Annotated in this window: 16 protein-coding genes; 7 read left to right on the forward strand and 9 right to left on the reverse strand. The window is 72.6% G+C overall.

All coding sequences use genetic code 11. From position 1 onward, the window contains the following. Positions 1 to 85: 85 nt before the first annotated feature. The gene (locus WHN02_RS06710; protein ID WP_434742544.1) at positions 86 to 2,230 is read right to left on the reverse strand and encodes a PhoX family protein; all 2,145 of its coding nucleotides are present in this window, start codon (positions 2,228 to 2,230) and stop codon (positions 86 to 88) included. Between the two features lie 238 nt (positions 2,231 to 2,468). Here WHN02_RS06710 and WHN02_RS06715 point away from each other — a divergent pair, with 238 nt between their 5' ends. Both WHN02_RS06715 and WHN02_RS06720 read left to right on the forward strand, forming a co-directional pair. After that, entirely contained in the window at positions 2,469 to 2,963 is a 495-nt protein-coding gene (locus WHN02_RS06715; RefSeq protein WP_434743845.1) for a sigma-70 family RNA polymerase sigma factor, read from the forward strand. Then, positions 2,960 to 3,649: an anti-sigma factor family protein gene (locus tag WHN02_RS06720; protein WP_434742545.1), complete on the forward strand. Its 690-nt coding sequence runs from the start codon at positions 2,960 to 2,962 to the stop codon at positions 3,647 to 3,649. Before WHN02_RS06715 ends, WHN02_RS06720 begins: the two co-directional genes overlap by 4 nt. On the opposite strand, the gene rarD is transcribed toward WHN02_RS06720, so the two are convergent. The 4 genes from rarD to eccE form a co-directional block, all read right to left on the reverse strand. Next, positions 3,642 to 4,610 carry an EamA family transporter RarD gene (gene rarD / locus WHN02_RS06725; protein WP_434742546.1) on the reverse strand — a complete coding sequence of 323 codons (969 nt, stop codon included), beginning with the start codon at positions 4,608 to 4,610 and terminating at the stop codon, positions 3,642 to 3,644. The genes WHN02_RS06720 and rarD overlap by 8 nt on opposite strands. After that, complete coding sequence (locus WHN02_RS06730) at positions 4,607 to 5,095, reverse strand: GNAT family N-acetyltransferase (protein ID WP_434742547.1); 489 nt, start codon at positions 5,093 to 5,095, stop codon at positions 4,607 to 4,609. The genes rarD and WHN02_RS06730 overlap by 4 nt, the downstream gene beginning before the upstream one ends. A 107-nt stretch (positions 5,096 to 5,202) precedes the next feature. Beyond that, positions 5,203 to 5,586: a phage holin family protein gene (locus WHN02_RS06735; protein WP_350894333.1), complete on the reverse strand. Its 384-nt coding sequence runs from the start codon at positions 5,584 to 5,586 to the stop codon at positions 5,203 to 5,205. Positions 5,587 to 5,641: 55 nt separating this feature from the next. Continuing rightward, positions 5,642 to 7,450: a type VII secretion protein EccE gene (eccE, locus tag WHN02_RS06740; protein WP_434742548.1), complete on the reverse strand. Its 1,809-nt coding sequence runs from the start codon at positions 7,448 to 7,450 to the stop codon at positions 5,642 to 5,644. Positions 7,451 to 7,713: 263 nt separating this feature from the next. On the opposite strand from eccE, the gene WHN02_RS06745 reads away from it, so the two are divergent. After that, positions 7,714 to 8,034: a WXG100 family type VII secretion target gene (locus tag WHN02_RS06745; RefSeq protein WP_434742549.1), complete on the forward strand. Its 321-nt coding sequence runs from the start codon at positions 7,714 to 7,716 to the stop codon at positions 8,032 to 8,034. 47 nt (positions 8,035 to 8,081) lie between these two features. After that, the gene (locus WHN02_RS06750; RefSeq protein ID WP_434742550.1) at positions 8,082 to 8,375 is read left to right on the forward strand and encodes a WXG100 family type VII secretion target; all 294 of its coding nucleotides are present in this window, start codon (positions 8,082 to 8,084) and stop codon (positions 8,373 to 8,375) included. 93 nt (positions 8,376 to 8,468) lie between these two features. Here WHN02_RS06750 and mycP read toward each other — a convergent pair whose 3' ends face one another. Next, complete coding sequence (mycP, locus tag WHN02_RS06755; RefSeq protein WP_434742551.1) at positions 8,469 to 9,731, reverse strand: type VII secretion-associated serine protease mycosin; 1,263 nt, start codon at positions 9,729 to 9,731, stop codon at positions 8,469 to 8,471. 153 nt (positions 9,732 to 9,884) lie between these two features. Between mycP and WHN02_RS06760 the strand changes: the two genes are divergently transcribed. Beyond that, complete coding sequence (locus WHN02_RS06760; RefSeq protein WP_434742552.1) at positions 9,885 to 13,640, forward strand: SseB family protein; 3,756 nt, start codon at positions 9,885 to 9,887, stop codon at positions 13,638 to 13,640. Next, entirely contained in the window at positions 13,637 to 14,002 is a 366-nt protein-coding gene (locus WHN02_RS06765) for a hypothetical protein (RefSeq protein WP_434743846.1), read from the forward strand. The genes WHN02_RS06760 and WHN02_RS06765 overlap by 4 nt, the downstream gene beginning before the upstream one ends. A 32-nt stretch (positions 14,003 to 14,034) precedes the next feature. On the opposite strand, the gene WHN02_RS06770 is transcribed toward WHN02_RS06765, so the two are convergent. The 3 genes from WHN02_RS06770 to acs all read right to left on the reverse strand — a co-directional run bounded on the left by WHN02_RS06770 (position 14,035) and on the right by acs (position 19,900). Next, positions 14,035 to 14,967: an alpha/beta fold hydrolase gene (locus tag WHN02_RS06770; protein WP_434742553.1), complete on the reverse strand. Its 933-nt coding sequence runs from the start codon at positions 14,965 to 14,967 to the stop codon at positions 14,035 to 14,037. Between the two features lie 166 nt (positions 14,968 to 15,133). After that, the gene (locus WHN02_RS06775; protein ID WP_434743847.1) at positions 15,134 to 17,569 is read right to left on the reverse strand and encodes an immune inhibitor A domain-containing protein; all 2,436 of its coding nucleotides are present in this window, start codon (positions 17,567 to 17,569) and stop codon (positions 15,134 to 15,136) included. 339 nt (positions 17,570 to 17,908) lie between these two features. Next, positions 17,909 to 19,900 carry an acetate--CoA ligase gene (gene acs, locus WHN02_RS06780; protein WP_434742554.1) on the reverse strand — a complete coding sequence of 664 codons (1,992 nt, stop codon included), beginning with the start codon at positions 19,898 to 19,900 and terminating at the stop codon, positions 17,909 to 17,911. A 301-nt stretch (positions 19,901 to 20,201) separates the two neighbouring features. On the opposite strand from acs, the gene WHN02_RS06785 reads away from it, so the two are divergent. Further along, the gene (locus WHN02_RS06785) at positions 20,202 to 20,948 is read left to right on the forward strand and encodes an oxidoreductase (RefSeq protein ID WP_434742555.1); all 747 of its coding nucleotides are present in this window, start codon (positions 20,202 to 20,204) and stop codon (positions 20,946 to 20,948) included. Positions 20,949 to 20,955: the final 7 nt, after the last annotated feature.

Raw genomic sequence — 20,955 nt, forward strand, 5'->3', positions numbered from 1 at the left:
GCGAACCGGACCGCGACGTGGGCCTCGTCTACGGTGGCGGACCGACGCCGCGTCGACTGCGACGAACCGGACCGCGACGTGGGCCTCAGCTGCCGATCGGCCCTCCGTCGAGGCGCCAGGCGACCACCACGCCCGGCTTGGCGACGTCCCCGTCCGGCCAGGTGGACGCCGGGGCGTCCACCGACGCCCCGGGCAGCTCGCCCGGGTGCTGGACGGCCACGAAGACCGAGCGGTTGTCGCCGGTGATGAGCGGCCCGCAGGTCTCCGCCCCGATCGGGACCGTGAGGAACTGCTTGAGGTGGCCCCGCTCCGGACCCTCCACTGCGGTGGCGAAGAGGCCGTCGTTGCTGCCCAGGGCGTTGCCGTCGGTGGAGATCCAGAGGTTGCCGGCGGCGTCGAAGGCGACGTTGTCAGGGCAGGAGATCGGCGACACCTTCGCCTTGTCGTAGCCGGCGAAGTAGGTCGACGGGTCGGCCGGGTCACCGCAGACGATCGGCAGCGACCACCCGAAGGTCCGTGCGGTGTTGTCCCCCGCGTCCTCGACCAGCTCCAGGATCTGCCCGTGCCGGTTGCCGACGCGCGGGTTGGCCTCGTCGGCGGCCGGCTTGCCGGCCGCGCCCCGCTCACTGTTGTTCGTCAACGCGACGTACACCTTGCCGGTACGCAGACTCGGCTCGACGTCCTCGGGGCGGTCCATCTTGGTGGCACCCACCCGGTCGGCGGCGAGGCGGGTGAAGACCAGCACCTCGGCGGCGGTCATCCCGTCCACGTACGACCGGTCGCCGGAGACCAGCCTGATCCACTCTCCCCGGCCGTCGAACGCCCCGTCGGAGGGGAGCCGACCCGATCCGTCGATCTCCCCGGCGCTGGTCTGCCCCAGCCGCGCGACGTAGAGGGTGCCCGACTCCAACAGGCTCAGGTTGTGCCGACGGGCCGCCCAGGAGTCACCACTGCGGTACTTCCGGTCCGAGACGAACTTGTAGAGGTAGTCGAAGCGCTCGTCGTCGCCCATGTACGCCACCACGTGCCCGCTGCGGGCGACGATGACGTTCGCCCCCTCGTGCTTGAACCGACCCAGCGCGGTGTGCTTGCGCGGACGGCTCTCCGGGTCGAACGGGTCGATCTCGACGATCCACCCGAACCGGTTCGCCTCGTTCGGGTGCTTCGACAGGTCGAACCGCTCGTCGGCCCGCTCCCACCTGCGGCTGCCGGTGGGATACCGGGCGGTGGTGGTGATGCCGTACCGGGCGAGCCTCGGCTGGTCCTGCGCGGGCACCTGGTCCCCGCCGACGAAGTACTGGTTGAAGTTCTCCTCGCCGGAGAGCACGGTGCCCCACGGGGTCGTCCCACCGGCGCAGTTGTTCAGCGTGCCGACGACCACCCGGCCGCGCTGGTCGGCGGCGGTACGCAGCCACGGCGAACCGGCCGCCGGGCCGGTCAGGTCGAACCGGGTCTGGTGGGCGGTGACCCGACGGTTGTACGGCCGACGGCCCCTGGTGACCACCCGCCACCGCCCGGTGCCGTCGACCCGCTCGATCTCCACCACCGACATTCCGTGCGCGGCCATCGTCACCCGGACCTGCTCCACCGACATCGCCTCGAAGGTGGTGAACCCGGGGAACATCAGGTCCTCGTTCGTGTACTCGTGGTTGACCACGAGCAGGGCGCGGCGCCCCTGCCGGTCCAGCGGGAGCACCCCGACGTAGTCGTTGTTGTAGCCGAACTGCTTGGACTGCCGGGCGGCGGTCTGTCGGCCCAGGTCGAACCCGGGGGCGTCGGGCAGCACCGGGTCACCCCAGCGGATCAGCACGCTGTGGTCGTACCCGTTCGGGACGACGAGGGAGTCGAGCCGGTTCGGCGGGATCGGCCTGAAGGTCAGCGCGCCGCTGCCGGTGTGGCGGGCGGGTGCGGTGAAGTCACCGAACCCCGGCGGGACCGGGGAGCCGCCCGGAGCGGCGGTGCCCTGGGGTGCGGCCGGGGCGGCGGCGGCCGGGGTCGTCCCGGCCGGCGCGCCACCGACGCCGAGGACCAGGGCACCGGCCGCCCCGGCCCGGACCACGCCCCGGCGGGTGACCTCGGCGTCGACCAGGTCGGCGAAGTACGGGTTGTCGGACCGGTTGGGTGCCGGGTGGTCACAGGCGTTGCCGCAGCGGTACAGGCAGGTCATGGCGGTACGGCTGCCGTGGCGACGGGTGCCCAGCAGGGGGAGCAGCCGACGAGGCTCGCTCATGGGTACCTCCTGAGAGGGTCGAAGCGCTCCGGGAAGGGGGGTCCGCTCTACGCCGGCCGGACATTTCCACGGGCCGATGAGCGGGCGTCAGCCTCGGCGTGAACCAGATGTGAACACCCTCCGCCGAGCCCGTCTGAGCTGGGCTGAACCGAATCGGTTCGTGGCACGTACTCCCCGGCGACCGCACCTGGGCACTCGTCGGAGCGAGGAGACGACCATCAGCGACCACGACGCCCACCTGCTCCGCGCGCTGCACGACGAACACGCGGAGGCGCTCTTCGCGCACGCACTGCGGCTGGTGAACGGGGACCGCCAACGCGCCGAGGACCTGGTGCAGGAGACCCTGCTGCGGGCCTGGCGGCACCCCGACTCGCTGGACCCGCAGCGCGGTTCGGTACGGGCCTGGCTGTTCACCACCGCCCGTAACCTGGCGATCGACGCCTGGCGTCGGCGGTCCAGCCGCATCGGTGAGGTGTACACCGACGAACTGCCCGAGCCGCCCCCGGCGGTCGACGAGACGGAGCGTGCGGTGGAGGCCTGGACGGTCGCCGAGGCGTTGAACCGACTCAGCCCCACCCACCGGGAGGTCCTGGTCGAGTGCTTCTACCAGGGGCGGTCGGTGACCGAGGCCGCCTCCCGTCTCGGAGTCCCGCCCGGCACCGTCAAGTCCCGCACCCACTACGCGCTGCGCTCACTACGGTTGGTCCTGGCTGAGATGGGAGTGACCGGATGACCGGGTGCGAATTCGCCTTCGACGACGGCGCGTACGTGCTGGGGGCACTGCCGCCGGGGGAACGGGCGGCGTACGAGCGGCACCTGTCCCGCTGCTCGGCCTGCCGGGAGTCGGTCGCCGAGATCGCGGTCCTGCCCGGCCTGCTCAGCCGACTCGACCCGAACGCCGTCGACCAGTTCCTGCCCCCGCCGTCGGAGCCGTCCCGGGTGCCCTCGCTCCTGGACTCCGCCCAGCGGCGCAGACGTGGCGAGCGGCGGCGCAACCGTTGGCGGCACGCGGGCACCGGGCTGGTCGCCGCCTCCCTGGCCCTGGTGGTCGGCTTCGGCGCGGCGACCTTCCTCCAGGAGACCGAGGCACCCCCCTCGGAGATCCGGATGGTGGCCATGCAGCCGGTGGCCGGGACGGTCCCGGTCTCCGCCGAGGTCGGGTTGACCGCCAAGGGCTGGGGCACCGAGGTCACCATGCGCTGCGGGTACGACCCGAACGCCGGCCACGGGAAGGCGTTCACCTTCCGGCTGGTGGCGTACGGGCCGGACGGCGCGCAGGAGCAGATCGGCTCGTGGCTCGCCGCCCCCGGCGACGACCTGCGGATCTCCGGGGCGACCCGGTTCACCGGGGCGGAACTGGTCCGGCTGGAACTGCTCCGGGCGGACGGGACCGCGGTGCTCGGCTACGACATCAGGTGACCCGCGCCGAGCTCGGCGGCGATCCGGGTGACCCGTCGATCCAGGTGTGCCGGGGCGCGGGCAGCGGATCGGGGGCGGCGATCCGCTGCCGCCGGGCGTGCCGTACCGCGTCCACCGTGAAGGCGACGAGCGCGGCCCAGACCAGGACGAACCCGGCCAGCCGGGCCGGTGGCATCGGCTCGTGGAAGACGAGCACCCCGATGCCGAGCTGGAGGATCGGGGCGAAGTACTGCAACAGGCCGAGGGTGCTCAGCGGCAGCCGGTTCGCCGCCCCGGCGAAGAGCAACAACGGGATGGCGGTGACCACCCCGGCCAACACCAGCAGGACCGTGTGCCCGGTGGAGACCCGGCCGAAGGTCGTCCCGCTGGTGAGGGACAGCCACCCCAGGTAGCCCAGGGCGGGCAGGGCCAGCGCCGCCGACTCCACCAGCAGCCCCTCGGCGGCCGGAACCCCGAGCCGCTTCTTGACCAGCCCGTACGTGGCGAAGCTGCCGGCCAGGAGCAGGGCCAGGTAGGGCGGGCGCCCGTAGTCCACGGTCAGCACCGTCACGGCCACCCCGCCGAGCCCCAGGGCCGCCCACTGGACCCACCGGAGCCGCTCCCCGAGCAGTGTCACCCCGAACAGCACCGCCACCAGCGGGGTGATGAAGTACCCGAGGGCCGTCTCCACCACCCGCTCGGTGTCCACCCCGAAGATGTAGGTGCCCCAGTTGACGGCGATCAGCACCGCCGCCAGGAAGATTCCCGCGAGGGTGCGGGGTCGGCGCAGCAACGACCTCAGGAACCCGAGGTTGCGCAGGGCGGCCAGCAGCAGGGCGACGAAGAGCACCGACCAGACGATCCGGTGGGCGAGCACCTCCAGCGGGCCGGTCGGGCGCAGCAGTCGCCAGTACAGGGGGAAGAAACCCCAGCAGAGGTACGCGGCCGCCCCGTACAGGTAGCCCAGGCGAAGTTCGGTCACTCCGTGACTGTAAGGGGCGAGGCGGGTTCTGGTTCCTTATCGGTGACTGGCTTCACCCGCCTGTCGAGTTCCATCCACACACCGGGTGCGACAGGGCCGAAACCGAGCTTCGCGTACACCCCCTGGGCGTCGAGGGTGGCCAGCAGGAGTCGGCGTACCCCCAGGTCGGCGAGGTGGTCGCGGACCGCCCCGGCGAGCCAGGTGCCCAACCCCCGACCCCGCTCGGCGCGGTCGACGTAGACGTCGCAGAGATAGCCGAAGACCGCCCCGTCGGTCACCGCCCGGGCCACCGCCACCTGGCGGTGGTCCCCCGGGCGGTAGACCCCGAACGGGATCGAGCCGGCGAAGGCCCGGCGCACCGTCTCCCGGTCCCGCCCCACCGCCCAGTACGCGTCGGTGGCGAGCCAGTGGTGGACCAGGTCCAGGTCGAGGCGCTCCGGATCGGTGTCGAGTCGGTAGCCGTCCGCGCGGATCAGTTCGGTCACCCGCTCACCCAACCGGAGCGCGGCCCCACCCCACCAGCGAGTTTCCGCCCACCGGACGACGGTCGGGGGTCGGGGCCGCGAACCGGCCCCGACCTGCCCTCCGGAGGTCAGTCCCGGTCGAGGATCGCCCCGAGGATCCAGGTGACCACGCCGACGAAGAGCGCACCCAGTACCGCCGGCCAGAAGCCCTCCACCTCGAACGGCAGCCCGGCCTTCCCGGCGATCCAACCGGTGAGCATGAAGAGCAGACCGTTCACCACCAGCGCGATGAGGCCGAGGGTGAGCAGGTAGAACCCGCAACCGACCACTTTGATGATCGGCTGGAGCACCGCGTTGACCACCCCGAAGATGACCGACACGATCGTCAGCGTGACCACCGTCTCGATCGCCGAGGCGGACTGTAGGTCGATGCCCGGGATCAGCAGCGTCGCCAACCAGAAGGCGACGACTGTGGAACCGAGCCTGATCAGAGGACCTTTCAGCGAATCCATGGCGGGCATGGTGCCACGGTCGGCCCCGAGTCGGGTACTCGTCGTCCCCGCCCGGTCACCGGCGGGTGGGGCGGCCGATCAGCTGTGACTCGATCGGGGTGGGCGAGAGCAGGGCCCACCGCAGCGCGCGTCGGTTCACCACCGCCACCATGTCCGCACGGATCCGGGTCAACCACCCTGCCGACCCGCCCAGTCCCAACGCCGTCCCGGCCAGGGCCGCCTCGTCGGCTGTCAACGGCTGCAACACGGCCAGATCCGCCCGGCCCAGCAGGTCCACGTCGGTCGGGGTCAATTCGTCCCGGACGACCAGGACCGTCTGCCAGGGCGTACCCGGGCCGAAGGCGGCGGGCATCCGACCGGCGTCCACCACCACCAACAGCGGACGCAGGGCGGTGGCGGGGTCACCGGCCACCTGCCGACCCGGCGGCAGCAGTGGGATCGCCGCGCCGGGCGTACCGACGCCCCGGGCGAAGGGCTCCCAGCTGCGGGGTCTGGCGGTCTGGACCGCCACCCGGGCACCGGCGGCCATCGCCCGCAGGAGCAGCAGCTGAGCTGCCCGGACCCCACCGACCAGCACGATCCTGGTGGGCTCCGGCCGGAACAGCCGAACCGTCAGCGCCCCACCGTGCCGGTTGGCTCCGACCATCAGACCCGCCTCGTCGAGGGCCGGTTCCAGGTCCGCCGGTTCCGGCCCCCCTGTGGACGGGTAGGCGGTGGGCAGCGCCAGCGGCAGGGTGGCGGCCAACCCGGGGAGGTGTTCCCCGTCCAGTCGGCTGACCTCCCCGCCGGTGCCGGTCACCAGCCGGTGCAGCGCCTGCCCCGCCCCGGCCAACTCGGCCGGATTCCACCCGGCCAGCCGTACGGTCAGCTGCACCGCCGGTGGATCGGTGCCGGTCGACGGGCCGGCGGAGAGGGACACCGTGGTCGACGCGGCGGGCAGGGCGAGCAGCCGGGGGATCAGCCCTCGGCAGTCGGTCGGCCACCGGCGCAGCCGGAAGGTGGCCTGCGACAGTGGACCCGTCCGCACCGACTTCCAGGTCTCCTGCACCGGCGGGTCGGCGTCGTGGTGGGCGTACTCGGCGAGGACCCGGAGTGCGGCGTGCTCCCCGAGAGGGCGGGCGGAGACCGGGCCGAGTCGGCGGACGGTCCGTCGGACCAGGCCCGCGAGGCGGCGTCGCAGCTCCTCGTCCGAGAAGCCGTCGGTACGCAGCACCCGGACCACCAGGACCGCCCGCCCCCACGCGGGCAGCCGGCCGTCGGTCAACTGGCGGTACGACGTGGCCGCCGCCCCCGCCCCGGTGCCCACGGCCGGGGCCGGGGCACCACCGAGCAGGAGTTGGACCCGCACCGGCGGACCGGGTGCGGTCGGCGGGGGCAGCAACTCCGACGGCGAGGGCACCTGCTGTCGGCCCCGCCCCAGCAGGTCACCCGGATCACCCAGCTCCAGCAGGACCGCCAGGCCGGTGGGGTCGTCCACCACGGCCCCGGGGTGGCCCGCCGGTTCGGCGGCCTGGATCGTCGCACCGGGGGCGACCCGGTCGAGCAGGCCGCCCGAACCGGCCGCCCGACGTCGGGCGAGGTGACCCCACGCCACGCCGAGCCACTCGAACAGCCACCGACCCCGGACCCGGATCCAGGCCCCGGTCAGCAGGAGGACGGCACCGACCACCGCCACCGCCGTCGACCCGGCCCCCCGACCGAGGGCAGCGACCGGCAGGGCCACCGCCACCTGCGCGGCCACCACCTGTCCGGCCCGTACGCCGACCGCCGACAGGCGACCCGTGACCGTCCACCGGGGCGCGGCCGACGCCGGTCGGGGCGCGGTGACCCGGTCGGCGGACGGGCCGGTGGTGGTAACCGTCACCGCTCCTCCTGTGCCGGTCACTCGTAGGGGTGGGGCTCGTCGACGTCGCCCATCGTAGAGCGCACGCGTGCGCTGCGTTGCCCATCGACCGTACGGTTGTCCACAGGGGGCGGTGGGGGGTAGCAGAACCACCATCGGGCGACTACCGTCAGCGACGAAATCGTACCGATCCGCACCCGGCCGTCGACTCGGGCAGATGGTGCGTCCCCACCGGGGCGGGCCGGGTGGATCGGCCAGGACCGATGAGACGAGGTGACCTCCGGGTGTCCCAGACCCAGTCGGAAGCTGCGGTGATGCAGTCGACCGCCGCGAAGTTCGAGCAGGTGGACCAGTCGTTGCAGAGCATGCTCACCGGCCTGATGGCCCAACTCCAGGTTCTGCAACAGGCCTGGCGTGGTGCCGGTGGCCGGTCGTTCGAGCAGGTCAAGCAGCAGTGGGGGCAGGACCAGGCGGCGTTGCAGCGGGCGCTGCGGGAGACCGCCCAGGCGATCCGTACCGCCGGTCGGCAGTACGACGTCGCCGACGCCGAAGCGGCGGGCCGGGTGTCCGGCACCAACCGTGGCGGCATCCAGCTCCCCCTCTGAGCACCGTACGCGTAGGAACCGGCCCGGAATCGAGAAGGGGAACGTCGATGGACAATGGTGTGCTTGTCGTCAACTTCGCCGCGTTGCAGCAGGCGGGGGCGGACATCCAGCGGGCGTTGAACACGCTCGAATCGCAGCTCGGGCAGTTGGAACGGGACGCCGCTCCGCTGGTCGCCACCTGGGCCGGTGACGCGCAGCAGGCCTACCAGGTCCGCCAGTCCCGGTGGCGGACCGCCTCGCAGGACCTCCAGGCGATGCTGCGCGACATCAAGATCGCTGTGGACGACTCCGCAGCGGACTACCTCAACACCGAGAAGCGCAACGTCAACCTCTTCCAGTGACGGAGATGGTGGTACCGGTCCACCGGCGTGCGGGTGCCACCACCGCCCACCACCACCGACTGTCCCCGATCTGCGGGTGGAACCGGGTCGTGGTCAGGCCGATCCGGCGGGGCGCCACCGGCGTCGTACCCCTCTCGGCAGCACCAACGCGGTCAGGACGGCGACAGTCACCACCGCCGCCGCGACCGAGGCGATCAGTGTCGCCCGGTCCTCGGCCCTCGCCCGCCGGGCCTGGCGCGCCACCGCCTCCGGGTCGGCCCGGTCGTCCGGCAGGCCCGCTGCCGGGGACCCGGACGGGTGCTGTGACAGTGCGGTCTCGGCGATCGCGCGGTACGGGTTCAACACGCCCGCGCCGTACCCGTCCGCCGAACCACCCGGCGCCGGGTCGACGGTGGCGACGATCCGGCGGGCCACCTCGACCCCGGTCAGGTCCGGCCGGTACTGCCGCACCAGCGCGGCCGTCGCCGCCACGAACGGGGTGGCGTAACTGGTGCCGTCCGCGCTCCGGTGGCCCTCCCCGGGTACGGCAAGCAGCACCTCACTGCCCGGTGCCACCAGGTCCACGTACGGCCCGGTCTGGGAGAAGTCGGCGCGGGAACCGGCCGGGGTGAGCGCACCCACCCCGAGGACCCCCTCGTACGCCGCCGGATAGGGCACCGGATCCCCGCTGCCGTGCAGGTTGCCGGCGGCGGCCACCACGACCACGTCCCGGTCGACGGCGTGGGCCACCGCCTCCCGTACCGCCGGATCATCGGCGTACAGGACCACGGAGAGGTTGAGCACCTGAGCACCCCGGTCCACCGCCCACCGGATCGCTTTGGCGAACTCGGCCGCCTCGACCGTACGGCCCGACTCCTGCCCGTCGACCACCTGCTGCTCGCTGACCCGGACCGGCAGGATCCGGGCCTCGGGGGCCAGCCCCCGGAAGGCGATCCCGGGCCGTGGGGAGGCGGCGATGATGCTGGCCACCCCCGTCCCGTGGCCGGCGCAGTCTCGGGTGCCGTCGCCCGGACGGTCGAGGAAGTCACTGCCGTCGAGGACCCGTCCGGCCAGTTGGGGATGCCGCCGGTCCACCCCGGAGTCGATCACTGCGACCGTCACACCGGCACCGGTGGCGAGCGGGGCGAGCCGGTCGGGGACGTACCTCAGGTGCGGCCACGGTGCCTCGGCGACCGGGCGGGCGGGCGCGGGCGGCGACGCGCAGCCCGGCGCCGTCCGTTGCGCGAGCGCCGGACCGACGGCGGAAGTGACAGGGGTCGCACCCGCCGGGCCGGCGACGGCGATCGTCAGGGCCGTGGCCAGGCCTGCCAGGCCGACCAGGCGTGCCGGAACCGGGAGAACCGGGCACCGGGACATCGATCGCCTCCGCCTCGTGTCGGCACCGGAACAGGATGTTATCGCTCGGCAGGTCGAGGCGCGGACCGGTGCCAACCGTGGGATTGTGATCTTGTTACTACCTTGTAGGTTGTAGGCGATAGCTATGGCCCGTGCCAGGGAGGAGAGGTGGCCGTGACCGGATGGGAGCCGGCCACCGATGCCGAGGTGGCCATGCGGGACGCGCTGCGCGCCCAGGACCAGGAGCTCTACTTCCGGATCCTGGCCCGCACCGACCTGCTGTTACCGGTGTCGGCGCAGTCGCTCGCCAACCGGACCGCAGCGGGTTGGGGGACCTGGACCACCGGCGGACGCACCCACGTGCTCGCCTTCACCTCCGCCGCCGCGCTGCGCGCCAGCCTCGGCGAGAACGCCGGGTCCAGCCGTCGCACCGCCTACGCCGACCTGGCCTCCGGCTGGCCCAACCACGAGTGGTGGCTGGCGGTGAACCCGGGGCTGCCCATCGAGGGCTACCTGCCGGCCTGGTTCGTCGCCCAGCTCTCCCGGGGCGACGTCCGGTTGCCGGGCCGCACCATGGGCGCCCGCGCCCGGCTCGAACGGGTGGAGTCCCTGGCCCGGGCGCGCAACACCCCCGCCCCACCGGAACGTGACGCCCCGCCCCGCCCCGCCGGGTATCCACCACCGGCGACACCGGACCGGGCCGAGACCGCACCGTTCGGGCCGCACCGGCCCGCCGCCGGTCCCACCACCTATCCGAACGGGGCACCGGGGGCCACCCCGGCCGGCGGTGAGCAGTTCCCACCGCCCCCCGCGACACCCCCACCCCCACCGGTGACTTCACCGACGGGGTCGGCCGCGCCACCGCCGACCTCCCCGGCGCCTCCGGCGACACCGCCTACCGACACCGGGCGTACCGCTGCGGCCAACGGTTGGCTGACCAGGCCGGGTTCGCCGAACGCACCGACCTCCCCGGCCACACCTCGTCCCGCTGCCGCCGAGCCCTCCCTCTTCGAGCCGGCACCCCGTCGTGAACCGCCTGTCGACCCGTCCCGGCCGGGCCTGCGGGCCACCCCGCCGACGCGTGGCGGGCTCGGCGGGCAGCCCTTCCCGAGCCGCCGACCGGCCGGATCGGCCGCCGAACACCACGCTCCCGCCTTCCAGTTCGGCACGGACCCGGAGGCCACCAGGGCACTGCGTTCCCCCGGCGAGGAGGCCCCCCACCCGGCGAGCCCGACGCCGAGGGCGGAGGAGGCGACCCAGGCGCTCCGCCCGTCGCCTGCCGAGCCCACCCAGGCGCTCCGGCCGTCGACCGCCGCCGAGGCCACCCGCGCTCTCCAGTTCGGATCCGGGCACCCGGAGGCCAGCCGGTCACCCGGCGTCGGTGGGGAGGTGGGCGAACCCACCCGGGCGATGCCGCTCGCCGCCCGGCGTCCGGTCGACCCGGACGCCACCCGCGCATACCGGGGTGGGATCCCCGCCGACGAGGCGACCCGGCCCCTGTCGGCGCAGCGACCCGGCCCGGCCGACGAGCCCACCCGCCCGATGTCGGCTCGACGGCCCGGACCCGGCCCGGCGGAGGACGCCACCCGCCCGCTGTCGGCGCAGCGTCCCGGCCCCGGCCCGGCCGACGAGGCCACCCGGGCGTTGCCGGCCGCCTGGCCGCGGGCCGATGCCCCGCCCTCCGCCGAGGGGCAGAACCGCAGCCCACAGCCCCCCGCAGCCTCGGGTACGCCGCTGGCGGAACACCCCGAACTCCGGGCGGCGACCACCGGCAACAGCGGGTCGACCAGTTTCTGGGAACCGGCCTCGGTCCGGCGACGGGCGGCCGGGGTGCCACCACCGCAGCGCGCGTCGGCGACCGGCCTGTCCTCGACGACCGGTGCAGCTGGGGCGGACCCGTCGGCGGCGGCCGGTGCGGTGGGGACCGACCCGTCGGCGGCGGCCTTTACCGCAGGGACCGGTCCGTCGGCGTCGGCTGGTGCGTCGACGGCGGCCGGTGCGTCGACGGGTGCGGCGGCGGGTGCCGGGGTGGCCGAGCCCACGCGGGATCTCGGTGCCGCCTACCGCACCGAGCCGAACCGGAGCACTCCACACCGGAGCACCTTCGACCGGGACGACGCGCAGCGGGACACCCCGTCGTCGGGCACCGCCGGTCAGGACACTCCCGGTCCCCGGTTCTCCGCCCGCGACCTGGCCGACCTGAAGGCCGCCCACCTCGACCCCAGCAACCTCGGTCCCGCCGACGAGGCGTCCGCCCCACAGGCGTCCGTCGAACCCCCGGCCACCCCGGCGGCTGCGCCCACGGACCAGGCGACCGTACGGATCGTCGCCCCCGACGGCGTAGCCGATGCCACCCCGGCGGACCAGGCGACCGTACGGATCGCCACCCCGCACGAGGAGACGGCGCGGGTCCCGACGGTGGATCCGCCCACCACCGACCTGGCCGAGGCGCAGGAGACCCGCTCGGAACCGGCCTCGGTCGCCGAACCGGCCTTCGACGTGCCCACCCCTCGCCGTCCGCCCTCCCCGATCGTGATCGAGGGCACCGTGATCGAGGCCCGGGAACTGCCCGATCTCGACACCGGACCCGGTGCCGCGCAGACCCCCTCGACGGCGGGAACCGATCCGACCCCGGACCGTCCGATCGTCGCCTTCACCGGCGCCGAGGAACCGGGGACCGCCGTAGTGGCCCCGGACTTCCCGCCCGAGCCGGCGACCCCGTCCCCGGAGTCCCCGAAGCCGGCGGAGGACCGCGCCGACGCCGACCGGGACGCACCCACACCGACCCCGGACGACCCGACCGCTGTCATCGCGTCGGACGACGCGACGGCTGCCATCGATTCGGACGTCCCGACCAGCGTCATCGCATCGGACGACCCGACAGCTGTCATCGATTCGGACGTCCCGACTGCTGTCATTGCACCGGACGAGGCAGCCGAGCCGGAGGCGACGCCGGAGCCGGACTTCCGGCCGGCGAACGCGGTCGAGCAGGACCTGCTCACCGCCGCCGGCAGCGGCAGCACCGACAGCTTCCTCTCCACCCTGCTCCTCGCCCGGGTCCTCCTGCCTGTCGCGCCCGAGTCGGCGGCGGGGAGTCGCCCCGGCGACCCGGGTTTCGTCTGGCGCACCGAGCGCCTCGACGGCGAGACGTACGTGGTGGTGCACACCTCGCCGGAGCGCCTGGCCGACCACCACACCGTCACCGTCGACACGGTGCTGGTGAAGTTCGTCCAGCTGATCAGGGCATGGCCGGACGAGGACTGGCTCTTCGCCGTCAACCCGGGCACCCCGATCGGGGCGAAGCTGCCCGGGGAACAGATCGTCGGGTTGGCGAACTGGGCCGCCGAGGTGGGCCTCGGTGCCGACGTCGAGGAACCGCCGACCGCCGGTGGTGCCGCCGAACCGGCCGTACGCCCCCGGAACACCCCACCGACGGTCGACGCCAACCTGCCGGTGGTGATGCAGAAGGCCGTCGCACCCAGTCAGCTCGCCTACTACCTGGAGCGGGGCTACGACCGGGTGTCGGGGTTCGTGCACCGGGCGAGCGAACTGGCCCACCTGAACACCCCGGCCCGCCTGCACGAGGCGCTCGGACTGGCCTACCCCGACTCGCCGTTCGCCAGGGACGCCGACGAGATCTACGTCCTGCGCTGGCCGGCGCACCGCCCCAGCCTCTACCGGATCCCGTACGGCGGGCAGAACGAGGACGCGATGCGGGCGATGGAGGGCTGGGTGATCGAGCGCCCCCCGTTCCGGGGCAACGGGTTCGCACCCGGGGAGAGCAGCGACGTGATCGCCGAGTTCAAGGTGGACAGCGCCCGGTTGCCGTACGGGGCTCAGCTGTGGCGGATCAGCTCCACCGGCACCGAGCACCTGGTGGCCACCCTGGACACCGACGCGCTGCGCTGGCGTCAGGTCGGTGACTCCTGATGCGTGACGGTTACGTCGCCCGGTGGCGGGACCGGGAGTACCAGGCCAGCCCGGACGGGGACGAGGTCCGGCTGTACCAGCCCGAACCGGGGGACGGGTTCGAGGAGATCCGCCCGGGGCGCTACGTCCGGGTGCTGCCCGTCCGCGAGGTCGAGGATCTGGTGTACGTGCGTACCACCTGCACCTGGCAGGGGCAGCCGTTCATCGTCCTGGCCGAGCACGACGGATGGCTGCGGGTGGAGTACACGGGCGGCAGGTGGCCGGTGGCCCAGGCGATGGGGCTGGAGGCGTTCGAGTTCGGTGTCTACCAGGGTTGGGCACCGACGACCGAGGTCGCCGACCTGCGGGAGCAGCGGCTCTGACCACCCCGGAAGCCGGTCGTCGCCACCAACGGTCAGGACTTCGCCCAGCGCAGGATCTCGCCGAGGACCAGGTCGGGGGCTTCGAGGTGCGGGAAGTGACCCACGTCGTCGAGGAGCCGCCACTCGTACGGGGCGGTGACGTACCGGCCGGAACCCTGGGCGGTACGCGGTAGCGACGCCTCGTCGAGTGCCCCGTGCAGTTGCAGGGTGGGGGTGACCAGGGGCCGCTGCATCAGCTTGACGAACCGGTACCCGTGTAGGCGCAGCACCGAACGGAAGGCCCACCGGTAGCCCTCCATGGCGCAGAACGCCGCCTGGGGGATCTGCATCGCGTCCCGGCACTGCCGGGCGTACGCCGGGAAGTCCGGGCCGGAGACCCAGCGTGGCCCGCCCCACCGACGCAGGGTCGCCTCCACCTCGGCGGCGTCGTCGCGGGTCAGGACGTGTTCGTACCGGGGGAGCTGGAACTTCAGCGCCGGGGTGGAGGCGGCGAACTGTCCGCGTGGATCGGCGAAGATCGCCGCGCGGAGGCGCAACGGGTGCGGTGCCCCGAGGACCACCAGTCGGCGTACGAGGGTGGGGTGGAACGAGGCGGCGGTCCACCCGATCTGCCCCCCGGCCCCGGTGCCGACGACCGTCGCGGAGCGTTCCCCCATGCCCCGGATCAGCCCGGCGATGTCGGCGGCGAGGGTGTAGCCGTCGTACCCCCGGGGTGGTTTGTCGCTGGCCCCGTAGCCGCGCAGGTCGACGGCGACCGCCCGGAAACCGGCGTCGGCGACCGCCGGGAGCATCTCGTGCCAGGCCCACCAGTGTTCGGGGAAGCCGTGCAGGAAGAGCACCAGCGGGCCCGCGCCGGCCTCGACGACGTGGAACCGGCTGCCGTTGGCCCCGACGAACCGGTGGGTCCACGGCCCGGGGGTCAGCACGCAGGACTCGTCGAAGGGGCCGCCACGCTGCTCGGTCATGCCTGACAGCCTAGGACCCCGCCGCCGTCGGCCGGGGCCACCCGACCCGCCGGTGCCGCAGGCGTCTCCGACCGGGTGCCCCGGGACCCCTGCGACCAGGGCGTACACGGGCACCGCCCGGGCAGGGTGACCTGCCCGGGCGGCGATGGTGCGACTGATCGATCGATCAGGAGAACCGGACCTTCAGCGAGGTGCCGTCCTCCTCCACGACCCGGATCTTCGTCCCGGTGGCGGGGAGCTTGACGCCGTGGTTCGGCAGCTCCGCGTACCAGTACTTCTTCGTGTCGTCGAAGAGCGGCTGCGCCGCCTGGCCCCGGATGTACTGCGGCTGGCTGTTCAGGTGCAGGGTGAACGAGTCGGCCTTGCGCAGGCTGAACGGGGCGTCGTACACCTGGATCCGGGCCCGCCACGGCTGGCCGGTCAGGTTGCTGATCGGCTTGGGCCGGGAGTCGATGATCAGGTTCCGGCCCTCACCCGGGTGGGCGAAGGTGTCGTTGTCCGCCCACCGGGTGTTCCAGTACGAGATCAGCAGACCCTCCTGGTACGCGTAGTGGTCCACCCAGTCGGGCTTGGTGTTGGCGTACCCGAAGAAGTACGGGCCGGTCTTGAGGTACTTGTCGTACGAGACGTACGACCGGTGTCCGGCGATGTAGAAGTTGTCGAACAGCCGGGTGTAGGTCTCCTCGGCGATGCTGAAGCCCCGCAGCGTCCAGTCACCCGGGCCGTCCTCGGCACCGTCGTCGGCGATCACCTGGCCGTCGGCGACCACGGTGAAGGCGTCACCGTAGAAGCCGCCGGCGGAGACGCCACCGTCGGTCTGGTACCGGAGCCGGACCTGAGCCACCTGACCGGCGGCGAAGTCCAGCGGGACGGCGACGTCGACCCACTCGCCACCGGTGCTGCCGTCGATCGCCGGACGCGGGTCCGAGTTGGAGATCGGCGGGATCGCCGTGCCGTCGATGGTGCCCGGCAGGGTGGTCCAGGTGGCCCCACCGTCCACCGAGCCCTCGATGAACAGGTAGTCGTAGTTCTCCTCGATCTCGTACCGGCCCTTGAAGGTCAGGGCCGCCGACGACTTCCCGGTGAGGTCCACCGTCCGGGTCATGCTGGTGTTCAGGTCGTCGTCGTTGCCGGAGAAGAACTGCTTGGTCCCCTCGAACGGCGCACCGTTGTCGAAGGTGTACTCCCGCTTCGGCAGGACCACCACCGCGGCCTGCGGCTTGTCGGAGTTGTACTCCTGCGGGCCGAGCTTCAGGGTGCGCTTCTCGCCGGCCACGACCACCTCGTAGTCGAGCCACCCGAGCTGGAGTTTGTTCCACGCCCCGAGGTCGCCACCGCGCTCGCCGATGCCGCCGTCGTTCTTGCCGCCCAGGCGGCTCTGCGCCATCAGCGTCCAGTGCTCGTTGTTGTTGTCCCCGCCGCTGAGGACGTTGTAGTCGTCCGGCAGACCGAGGTCGTGGCCGTACTCGTGGTAGAAGACGCTGCGGCCACCGTTCTCCGGCTGGATGGTGTAGTCACCGATCCAGACGCCGGTGTTGCCGATCTGCGTGCCACCGGCCGGGAAGTTCGGCGGACCGGTCTGACCCATCTGGGTGTTGTAGGCGTACCACCTGTGGCTCCAGATGGCGTCCTCGCCCTGGATCGGGTCACCGTCGGCCATGTCGCCGCCGGCGTGCACGATCTGGAAGTGGTCGATGTAGCCGTCCGGCTCGTTGAAGTTGCCGTCGCTGTCGTGGTCGTACCGGTCCCACTTGTCCATCGCCTTGACGTCCGCGGCGATCTGGGCGTCGGTGCGGCCCTGGGCCTTCTGGTCGACGACCCACTGGTTGGCGGCGTCCCGGACCAGGTCCCAGACGTTGTCGCAGACGATGTCGGAGCAGACCGCCGGGTCGCCGGTCGGGTCGTCGTCGGCCTTCGGGTCGCTGGAGCGGCCGTACCGGGCCTCGTTGTACTTGACCTTCACCCAGTTGGTGACGGTCCCCTCGACGCTGTAGCGACCCGAGGACTGGGCCTCGTAGTACTGCTTGAGCGACTCGTCCCCACGGTCGGTGCCGAAGTAGAGCTTCTCGAAGTGCGCCTGGTCGTAGTCGGCCTGCCAGACGGTGGAGTTGTCCACCGTACGGTCCGGCTCCGGGATCTCGTTGTGCAACGGACCGTCGAACTTGATCGGCCCCGGCGTGCCGGGGTCGGTGTCCTTGTCCGGGTAGTCAGGGTGCCTGTCGTTGCCGAACTCGGCCAGGATCACGAAGATCTGGTCGGTCTGCTCCCGGGACAGCTCGACGTACTGGTCCTTGTTCTTGCCACCGCCCACCCGGGCGGAACGGGCCGCGGGGCCGGTCGGACTGACGGCGGCCTCGCCGACCTTCACGACGGTGCTGCCGTTGATCCGTTGGGCCTCGGCCCGGCCGGTCAGGACGTCGGTGAGTCCCTTCTGGCGCAGGGCGCGGCGCTTGTCCTCCAACGGGTTGGGCAGGTCGTGCTCGGCGTGAGCGGGCTCAGCGGCCGACTGGGCGGCCACCGGCGACTCCGGCTGCGGCGCGGCGCTCGCGGACGTCGTCGCGACCAGTCCTGTCGCCGTCAGCGAGAGCCCGAGCAGACCCACTGCGACTTTGCGCACGTGGTACCTCCGGTGTGAGGGAACCGGCCCCACGGGGGTGGTACGGGGCCGGTGGAAATTGATCCCAGTCATGGGACTCATGGTGAACATAGACACCGGTGGGACGCGTGGGAAGAAGGACACGTCGATTTGTTGCAAGAATTTGGGCGCCCGGTCGCCCTCCGTCACATCTGCCCAGGCGGCAGCACGGGTGGACGCGCGGTGTCGGTCACCTGACTCTGCGTCGGCCGAAACGGGGATTTCGGATTTCCCGCAAAAGCGATGAGTGGCGGTCCGGGTACGGACCGCCACTCACCTGCTGGTATGGCCGGGATCGGAGATTCGTCAGTCGTCGTCCGACTTGCCGCCCTGCATCCCCGAGGAGATCAGCTCCATCACCGAGGAGTCCTGCAACGTCGTCACGTCGCCGAGCGACCGGTTCTCCGCCACGTCCCGCAGCAACCGGCGCATGATCTTGCCGGACCGGGTCTTGGGCAGCTCCGGCACCAACATGATCTGCCGGGGCTTGGCGATCGGCCCCAACGTCCTCGCCACGTGGTTACGTAACTCGACGATCAGCTGCTCACCCGCCTCCCCGGAGATCTCCGCGCTCCCCCGGGGGATGGCGAACGCCACGATGGCCTGACCGGTCGTCGGGTCGGTCGCCCCGACCACCGCCGCCTCCGCCACCGACGGGTGACTGACCAGGGCCGACTCCACCTCGGTGGTGGAGATGTTGTGCCCCGACACCAGCATCACGTCGTCCACCCGACCGAGCAGCCAGAGATGACCGTCGCCGTCCTTCTTCGCCCCGTCCCCGGCGAAGTAGACCCACTCGTCGCCGGCGCCCACCCCCGCGCCGAACCGGGACCAGTACGTCTCGACGAACCGGTTGTCGTCACCCCAGATCGTCCGCAGCATCGACGGCCACGGCTCCCGCAGCACCAGGTAGCCGCCCCCGCCGTCGGGCACCGACTGACCCTGGTCGTCCACCACGTCGGCGACCACCCCTGGCAGGGCACCCATCGCGCTGCCCGGCTTCGCGGCCGTCACCCCCGGCAACGGGGAGATCATCATCGCCCCGGTCTCCGTCTGCCACCAGGTGTCCACGATCGGCAGCTCACCCCGCCCCACGTACTGCCGGTACCACATCCACGCCTCGGGGTTGATCGGCTCGCCGACGCTGCCCAGCAGGCGCAGCGAGGACAGGTCGTAGCCGGCCGGGACCTCCTCGCCCCACTTCATCATCGTCCGGATCAGGGTCGGCGCGGTGTACAGGACCGTCACCCCGTACCTGTCGACGATCTCCCAGAACCGGCCCTTGTGCGGGGTGTCCGGGGTGCCCTCGTACATCACCTGGGTGGCGCCGTTGCTCAGCGGGCCGTACACGATGTACGAGTGCCCGGTGACCCAGCCGATGTCGGCGGTGCACCAGTACACGTCCGTCTCCGGCTTCAGGTCGAAGACCGCGTGCGTGGTGTACGACGTCTGGGTCAGGTAGCCACCGGTGGTGTGCAGGATGCCCTTCGGCCGGGCCGTCGTGCCACTGGTGTAGAGGATGAACAGCGGGTGCTCGGCGTCGAAGGGCTGCGCCGCGTGCTCAGCCGAAGCGGTCTCCACGGTCTCGTGCCACCAGTGGTCCTTCGCCGTCCAGGCCACCTCCTCACCGGTACGGCGCAACACCAGCACCGCCTCCACCGACGGGCACCTCTCCACCGCCTCGTCCACCGTCGGCTTCAACGCCGACGGCTTCCCCCGCCGGTAGCCGCCGTCGGCGGTGATCACCACCTTGGCCGAGGCGTCCTGGATCCGGTTGCTCAACGAGTCGGCCGAGAAGCCACCGAAGACCACGCTGTGCGTGGCACCGATCCGGGCGCAGGCCAACATCGCCACCGCCGCCTCCGGCACCATCGGCAGGTAGATCGCCACCCGGTCACCGGCGCCCACCCCCAACGCGGTCAGCGCGTTCGCCGCCTGACAGGTCAGCCGGTGCAGGTCCGCGTAGGTCAGGGTCCGGGTGTCACCCGGCTCGCCCTCCCAGTGGATCGCCACCTTGTCGCCCCGGCCCGCCTCGACATGCCGATCAAGGCAGTTGTACGCCACGTTCAGCTGCCCGCCCACGAACCACTTCGCGAACGGCGGGTTCGACCAGTCCAACACCGTGTCCCACGGCTTCGACCAGGTCAGCCGCTCGGCCTGGCGGGCCCAGAAGGCCAACCGGTCGGTGGCCGCCTCCTCGTACGCCCCGGCGGTCACGTTGGCGTGCGCGGCGAGTTCGGCCGGCGGCGGGAACTGCCTCGTCTCGTTCAGCAGGTTGGCCAGTGCCTCACCACTCATGCCCTACTCCTTCTCCGCCGACGTGACCTGGGTCTCGATGACGCTGAGGTTAACCGGGTACCCCCTGTCGGGCGACCCGTACGCCGTCAGTCGCGCCGAGCGGCCCCCACCCCGCGCCGAGCTGTAGGGAAGGGTTCCCCGTCGACCCGTACGTCCCCTCACCGCCTCTCCCTCCCGGCTGCGACGGGACGGCCGGATCCCGTCCGGGGTGGGCGCGGGTGCCCAGGGGCCGGCCCGATCCAGTCGCGGGTGCGCGCGGGTGTCCGGGCGGCCTGGTCGGGGGTTTCGCTAGCGTGGCGGGGTGACCGCCGACCCGCTCGCCCCGCTGCTCGAACTCGCCGACATCGCCCCCGCCGTCGCCCGGGCCCGCGACCGGTTCGACAAGGCCCTCTGGCACCGCGCCCTGCGCCGGCACGGCGGCCAGGTCGTCGCCGAGGTGAGCCTGCGGTCCGCCGTGGCCAGCGCCGCCCTCCAGGGGCAGGCCCACGAGCGGGAGGCGGTCCGGGCGGGCACCGTCACCGACCCGGTCCTCCAGGGCGCCCTCCGGGTCGCCGGGGCCGTCCCCGGGCTGGCCGAGCGGTGGCCGACGGCACCCCGACAGGTGCTGGCCAAGCTGCACGTGCTCGCCGCGCGCGACGTCGTACCCGCAGAGGATCTGGGGCGTCCGGTCGCCGACCCGGTCGTCGGTGCCCGACTGGACGGCCTGGCCGCCCTGGTCACCGGCGGGACCTCGGTCGACCCCCTGGTCCTGGCCGCCGTGGTGCACGGCGAGCTGCTGGCGCTGCGGCCGTTCCCCGGTCCCGCCCCGGTGGTGGCCCGGGCCGCCGCCCGGCTCGTCCTGATCGCCAGCGGGTTCGACCCGCGTGGCCTGCTCCCCGTCGACGTCGGCCACGCCGAACGGGAACCGGAGTACGTCGGCGCGGCAGGTGCCTTCGCCACCGGTACCCCGGACGGCCTGCGATCCTGGCTGCGACACTGCCTGACGGCCGTCGAGGTCGGAGCCGACCAGCTCACCCAGATCGGCGACGAGGTCCTCGCCGCCGCCTGAGCGACGG

It is taken from the genome of Micromonospora sp. SH-82, assembly GCF_051132485.1.
GTDB lineage: Bacteria > Actinomycetota > Actinomycetes > Mycobacteriales > Micromonosporaceae > Micromonospora.